Origin of the sequence: Bacillus sp. MMSF_3353, assembly GCF_030733445.1 — a bacterium.
GTDB classification, from domain to species: Bacteria; Bacillota; Bacilli; order Bacillales; family Bacillaceae_G; genus Bacillus_A; species Bacillus_A wiedmannii.
Genome location: NZ_JASHJA010000023.1, coordinates 49,755 through 56,430 on the forward strand (window position 1 = coordinate 49,755; position 6,676 = coordinate 56,430).

A 6,676-nucleotide genomic window follows, 5' to 3' on the forward strand; every position below is an offset into this window, starting at 1 on the left:
ATTCCCACCCTTATAACAAAGCAAAATTGTTAAAAATAGAGACCATCTAAATCTACATTTAATTTCCATTTAGTTTTTCTCACCAAAAAACTAAAATTATTAAAAAAATCTTCCTTAATACTATTTATCATTGCTACTTTGTACTTATATGATATGTGTATATAACGATTCATTTTTATCTCTTTTTCATCATTTTTTTACACAAAAATAACCACCTGCTTGTTACACAGGTGGTTATAATCCATATTAAAAACTTATTCATTATTATTAATCTTTACACTCCTCAACCTCAATCCCTAATGCATATGCATAGTTGTAAAAAGCAGTATTTCTTTTTCTATAATAATCTCCCTCGGATAAATTCAGCTCTTTCATAATCTCATATCTATTAACTCGATTCTTTAACAAGTATTTTTGAATAATTATTCTATCACTTTCAATATCTAGTTTTTCTAACCCTTTGTTCATCGCAATAATATAATTGATCCGCTCTTCTTTCGAATTTTCTTTTAATATATTTTCTTTCGAGAGTATCGTTTCGTTAAGATAATTACATTTCATAAATAACCTGTATTTCTTTATAGCTTTCAGTACATTTTCTTTTGTGGCTTCTTTATTTAATACTGGTAATTCTATATTTAACATGTCAAGCTCCTTTCTTATTATTTATCCTTAATCATAATTTGAATTTCATATATCAAGATCATTACAATGATTTGCTATTGAGGCTTACATTCTTTATGTACTATTTCATACATTGCATTGCTAATATTTATTTTCTTATCCTTATGATTTTCGATTAATTTTATTAACTCATCACTATTTAATTCGTATAATTGTTTATCTTTATATTTATAAATTCCATTTTCTATAAGTTGATTAATTAAAAATAACTTCATCTTGTTACACCACCATATCTTCAACGAAAAATTGAATCTCAATATCTTTTGAATTATGATAACAAATTTCCCCCCCATTAATCGGAACACATCCTACTACAATTTGAGATTCACTTCCACTTTTTACAATAGCCACTTTATACAATTTATTATCTCTTTCAACTACATCACCAAGTCTAAACTCATCTATTTTACGCCCTTTGATAGCGAATAATTTTGCCCGTTCAAATAATAATTTTTCACTTTTTTCAGCTTTCCTAATTTTTATTTTCGTACTCTTTTCAAAATGACCATAATTATTAGAGAACTCCTCTCCATTAATCCAGAACCAACTACCATGCTTTATTTCTTTTTCATTTTCTTTACAAAATTCAACGATGAATTTTTCACTTTTTTCATTTTCAATATACAATAATTCTCCTTTTCGAATAGTTTCTCTACAATCTATAAATTCATTCTCAAAAAAGAAATTAATTTGTTGATAACTTTCTTTTTTACCTAAATAATCAGCAATTACTCTTTCACCTTCTATTTTCCAACACATCGGTGTCTCTTGTACTGTTGTAATCCAATTTGTTTTCATTCGTTTAATTGCTTCAAATCCTTTATATGTTCTCATTTTCAAGATACCTCCATTTAATTATTTAAAACATATTAATAAACTTAAAAACTGCTTTCAATGTACATACGTGTAATTTCTGATCAAATGCTCTTTCCATTCCTCATATTCTTTCTTTACTTCCGAATCACTTCACTTGCTTGCTAATTAAAAGAACCGATTCATACAGTACAAATTTCTTGAACAATATGTTTTCATGTGCATCTATATTTCCTACACAATATATATTCTTTTCTTAAAAAGGTAATTTTCTCTTACGCTTATCTCTTGTTTTTTTAAATTCTATGTGTCGATATGTATTAAACATACGAGATGTAACTCTTTCATCGTACGCTTTTATAATTGCCTCACCTGTTAAATTCGTTGTAATAATTGTTTTTTTCCCTTGTCGTCCATCAAATAGTTTAAATAACACACGATTTACAAATGCTGTTGCTTTTAGATCATTAATATCCATATCCCCTAGCTCTGCTCCTAGATCATCAATGACTAATAAATCCATAGAAATTAGCATATTTGTTATGCTATGCTCTGTTTCACATGATTGCGTATTAAATGTCGAACGTATGTAATCAAAAAGTTCTGAACTTGTAACATACATAACTTTATCGGAACTTTGTTCATTCATTTCATGAGCTATAGAGTATGCAATATGACTTTTTCCAGCTCCAACTTTACCCACGAGAATCAAATTAAATCGAATATCATTTAAATAGTCTGTAAGAGCCTTTTTAGCTAAAATTAAATTGTTTTCATCCTCTTCACACTCTGATATAAATGTCGAAAATCTAGCTAATTTAATAGTTTCATCTTTAATAAGACTATGATCGTAAAATATACTTTTACGTTTTCTTTCCTCTTTTTCATAACGAAAAATATTCATCTCTTTTTCTAACCTTCTATTTTCTTCTTCTAAACGACATACTGGACAAATCGTTTCACCCTGAATCTCCATCAATCTTACCATTCGCTTCCTCTCCTGATTACATATCACACATGTTTCAGAAAGGAAGTTCATTCTCTTCGAAAGACTTTGTACTATATCTGTTACCTTTGTTAAAGCCATTTGATTTCACCATCTTTCTCTGCTGCAAATATCCCTCAAATTTAGTTCCAAATAAGGTTTCTGGTCTTAAATATTTTGCCTGTTCTGTATAAAGCCATTCTTTCGCCTTCGTCTCAATAACTTCTTTAAATTCATTTATATTAAATCCCTCTTGTAGTCTAGATTTAATTAACATTTGTGTCTTTTTAGTTGAAATACGATAACTTGTATTACATACACTGTTGAGATAATTAATTATCTCTACTATATCTTTTTGAGTGGTATTCTCTGAGTTAATCTTTTGTGTAGTCTCTGGTATTGGTTGAGACATATTTTCATTTTCCATCATGACAATATGTTCTTTTCGTTGAGACAATTTGTCACAATCGTTATCTATTTCTAATTCAACTAGTCTGTTATAATTTATTGAATACCATTTTGTTTTATCAAACTTTAATTTGTTATAGTTACCACTTATCAATAAATTAAACTCTTCTAAATTTTTAACAATACGTTTCAACGTTCTTTCATTCCAAAACGGAAACTGTTTATGCCAATTTGTAATGCTATTATAGACCCAATAACGATCATCATAATAATGTTTCGAGCGCTTGAGCCAATAATGTATTTGTTGAAGAAAAATTGCCTCGTTCAACCCAATCTTACTTGCTAATCGAGGTAATACTAATAGTGGCTCATCCTGTATTAGCAAACTACTCATTTTATCTTCCTCCAGATTTTTTTCTTAAAATCAATATATTTAAATTCTAATATATTGAAGGTTTGATTCTCCAAAACTTTTAAATTTCCCAACCTATTAATACTCGTATAGCTTGATTAGCTTGCTTCCTTGTAAGATCACTCAGTGATTGAATTTTAAGTTTTTCTTTTAATTTATTTTTGATTTCTTCTTTTGATATTACTCCATCATATTTCAATGCTATTATATGAATTTTGGCATAAATCATTTTTAACTGTTTATTCGAAAGTTTTTCCCATTCAAAGCGACTAGTATTACTAAATTCTTCATTTTCTTTAGTATTCTTGCTGACATATCCTTGTTTTTTTGTCACTTTAAAAACCAAGATTAATCCTCTCCCCTACAATAGACTTTCCTATAAAATTTGTTTTTAAGACGATAGTCTTTCTTTTCTTACACCTCATTCTCTGTTAGCCAATTTAATAAAAATGCCTTCGTTTCTTTAGCTGGAAAATACCATTTCCCGCCCACTTTTAATTTTTGAAAACGCTGATCAAAAAAGAATTCTTTTTGAATAGCATCCCACGACATGCACGTTCTTTTTTAAATCATTTGTATCCCAAAATACAAATTCTACATCCACTTCTTTAAGCTTTTCTTCTAATTTTTCTACATATAATCTTCTGATTTCTCTTTCATCTACTTGAATATTTAACATTCTATATTTACCCTCAATTTTTATATACCAAATACACTTTAGCGTTTCATTTTTTGAATCTCTTTCCTTCTTTTCTAAGTAAAAACCAATATATAAAGCGCCTTTAATAGTTGGATTATTAGATATTTAGTTTAAAATACCTCCAAAACATCCTATAATCCATATATAATTACGTGCATTTTTGTCACAAATTATTTAAAAAAAGATCAGGGAATAACTCTTCTATAGATTTCTCTAAATAGCACGATAACATATGTGCCTCTTTCAGAGTGAATTCACTTTTATTATGTTCCTTTGCCCAATATGTACGTGGAGAAACATTAAGAAAATCAGCAACTTCTTCAATAGTTTTTCTCTTTAATTTTCTTTCTAAAAATATCATTTTGTGCATTTTTGTCACCCCTTTTCAAATTCAAATATAGTACTACGTGACAAAACAGTCAAGAAATTTTTTACAAAACAACGAAGAAAGTTGCATTTTTGTCACACCAATTATATAATCAATCAAAGACGGAGGTGACAAAAAGTCATGAAATCATTCGGTTTAAAATTATCTCTATTGATGAAGAAAAATAATATGACAGACGAACAATTAGCTGAATTATTATCTGTTAGTAGAACTACTGTTTTACGGTGGAGAAATGGTGAAAGAAGCCCTAAAATGTCAAAAATATCACAAATCGCTAAGATGTTAAGTGTCCCTGCAACCTACTTTATCGATGAAAATGAATCCTATTGTCCTGAAGATCAAGCAATTGCCAAACGGGATATTCCCATTTATGGTACAATCGCAGCTGGTAAACCAATTGAAGCTATAGAAAATGTAATTGGTGATATACAGGTACCTGATATCATTTTAGATAAATATGGATTTGAAAAACTACTAGCACTTCGTATAAACGGAGACAGCATGAATAGAATTGTACATGATGGACATATAGCTGTACTTGAGAGGACAACAAATATAAATAATGGCGACATAGCCGCTGTACTTATCAACGGATATGACGCCACTTTAAAAAGAATTTACAAAACCAATAATCGAATTATCCTAGAACCAGATTCTTTTAATCCTAGTATACATCCATTAATGTTTGATTGTACAGATATAGAAAATTGCCCAGAAATAAAAGTAGTTGGAAAATACATTTGGAGTTGTGCACCAATTCAATAATATATCATCAATAAATTAAGTTATTTTTTAATAAATTTTAAAGTAAGGGGGGCTCCCCTTACTTTCTATAGTAGGAATTTATCTTGGCTAGTTTCAGAAAATTACTATTACATACTAAATAGAATAAACTGGGTATCTCACATATTAAATATTATTATTGATGCAAGATATAAACCCTGAATTTTAACTGTATAGTTTAGAAGAAATACTAAAAAAAAGAAGAAAATGATGAACTATCAAGAAATATTCTCCTCATTAAAAAATCTTGTTTTATCTTATTACTTTCTTTCAGTATGTTAATTTTCACACTTCCAGTACCCGCCTTTGCACAATCCAATAACAATACAAATTCTGTTACAAATTACTATGTATCTCCAACAAGAAGCGACCTTAATCCTTGGTACATTAGATCAACCTTTTACTACTATTCAAAAAGCTGCTAACGTAGCTAAAGAAGAAAGTACAATCTACATAAGAGGCGGGATTTATAACCAAAAAGTTCGTGTCACTCATTCTGGTGCCTCAGGACTCCCCATTACTTTTCAAAATTACCAGGTTGAAAAAGTCATTCTCCATGGTTCTAAGGTCAAGTTACATGATAACAACAACATCGGAATTGTTCTGATTGGACATGAAGGTGTATCACCAGTAGCTTCTTTAGATCAAGCACGGAATGGAATTGTACGTAACAATATTGTCCATCATAATTCATCTATCAATAATACCAGTTATAATGAATATTCAGCTGATGGTATTTACGTGGATCGCGGGAAGGAAATTATTATTGAGCAAAATCAAAGCTATGAAAACGACCTTGGTATTGAGGTGGCAAGCGAACATGCAGGAAAAAGTGCAAGCCAAATTACCGTTAGAGACAATACAATATCCAATAATATCATGAGTGGTATTGCAATTGGTGGATATGACAGTCAGCAAGGATATGCTGAAAATAACACGATTACGAACAATGTAATTTATAAAAATGATACAAAAGATCAAGAGAGTGGCCAAATAGAATTAAATTATGATACCCGTAATAATGTAATTACCAATAACCAAATCTATGCAAGTAATAGTCGTATCTTTATCATTTTAGCCAAGAAGACTCCTTCCTCAAGGAACGCGAAGTGAGTAGGTGGGAGATGAATTGGCTTCGAACAAGGGATGGCAGGAAGCCATCTTAATTGTTCGACATACAGAAGGTGTTACTTTACTATCTATCGAATATATGTTCTGTGTATAATAGTTATATACCGAAATGGAGGTGAATGAAATGATGATCAATAAAGCCTATAAGTTTCGTATCTATCCAAATCAAGCACAAGCAATTCTAATAAACAAGACGATTGGTTGTTCCCGCTTTGTATTCAATCATTTTCTATCCTTATGGGATCACGCATACAAAGAGACAGGAAAAGGCTTGACCTATGGTACATGCTCTGCCAAACTTCCTGCCATGAAGAAAGAGTTTGTTTGGCTGAAAGAAGTGGATAGTATTGCGATTCAGTCGTCTGTTCGCAA

The 6,676-nt window shown here is 30.0% G+C and carries 10 protein-coding genes and 1 pseudogene; 3 read left to right on the forward strand and 8 right to left on the reverse strand.

Going from position 1 to position 6,676, the window contains the following annotated elements:
* Nucleotides 1-267: 267 nt before the first annotated feature.
* The 8 genes from RBB48_RS25655 to RBB48_RS25690 form a co-directional block, all read right to left on the reverse strand.
* Entirely contained in the window at nt 268-645 is a 378-nt protein-coding gene (locus RBB48_RS25655; protein WP_306008282.1) for an ArpU family phage packaging/lysis transcriptional regulator, read from the reverse strand.
* A gap of 74 nt (nt 646-719) precedes the next feature.
* A complete protein-coding gene (locus tag RBB48_RS25660; protein ID WP_098230535.1) occupies nt 720-899 on the reverse strand; it encodes a Fur-regulated basic protein FbpA in 180 nt (59 codons plus the stop codon).
* Nucleotides 900-903: 4 nt separating this feature from the next.
* A complete protein-coding gene (locus RBB48_RS25665; RefSeq protein ID WP_098961807.1) occupies nt 904-1,518 on the reverse strand; it encodes a hypothetical protein in 615 nt (204 codons plus the stop codon).
* A gap of 235 nt (nt 1,519-1,753) precedes the next feature.
* Nucleotides 1,754-2,584: an ATP-binding protein gene (locus RBB48_RS25670; protein ID WP_098961808.1), complete on the reverse strand. Its 831-nt coding sequence runs from the start codon at nt 2,582-2,584 to the stop codon at nt 1,754-1,756.
* Nucleotides 2,520-3,284 (reverse strand): conserved phage C-terminal domain-containing protein, encoded by a 765-nt coding sequence (locus tag RBB48_RS25675; protein ID WP_098961809.1) that lies wholly within the window; start codon nt 3,282-3,284, stop codon nt 2,520-2,522. Before RBB48_RS25675 ends, RBB48_RS25670 begins: the two co-directional genes overlap by 65 nt.
* 79 nt (nt 3,285-3,363) lie before the next feature.
* A complete protein-coding gene (locus tag RBB48_RS25680; RefSeq protein WP_306008283.1) occupies nt 3,364-3,648 on the reverse strand; it encodes a hypothetical protein in 285 nt (94 codons plus the stop codon).
* Nucleotides 3,649-3,816: 168 nt separating this feature from the next.
* Entirely contained in the window at nt 3,817-3,981 is a 165-nt protein-coding gene (locus tag RBB48_RS31745) for a hypothetical protein (protein WP_371878395.1), read from the reverse strand.
* A gap of 184 nt (nt 3,982-4,165) precedes the next feature.
* Complete coding sequence (locus RBB48_RS25690) at nt 4,166-4,372, reverse strand: helix-turn-helix transcriptional regulator (protein ID WP_000549412.1); 207 nt, start codon at nt 4,370-4,372, stop codon at nt 4,166-4,168.
* A gap of 138 nt (nt 4,373-4,510) precedes the next feature.
* Here RBB48_RS25690 and RBB48_RS25695 point away from each other — a divergent pair, with 138 nt between their 5' ends.
* The 3 genes and pseudogenes from RBB48_RS25695 to RBB48_RS25705 form a co-directional block, all read left to right on the forward strand.
* A complete protein-coding gene (locus RBB48_RS25695; protein WP_098230530.1) occupies nt 4,511-5,155 on the forward strand; it encodes a LexA family protein in 645 nt (214 codons plus the stop codon).
* 228 nt (nt 5,156-5,383) lie between these two features.
* Nucleotides 5,384-6,244, forward strand: a pseudogene (locus tag RBB48_RS25700) (right-handed parallel beta-helix repeat-containing protein); the annotation flags it as partial.
* Between the two features lie 184 nt (nt 6,245-6,428).
* Nucleotides 6,429-6,676, forward strand: a 248-nt coding sequence (locus RBB48_RS25705; protein ID WP_306008284.1) for a helix-turn-helix domain-containing protein, incomplete at its 3' end; no start/stop codon positions are given.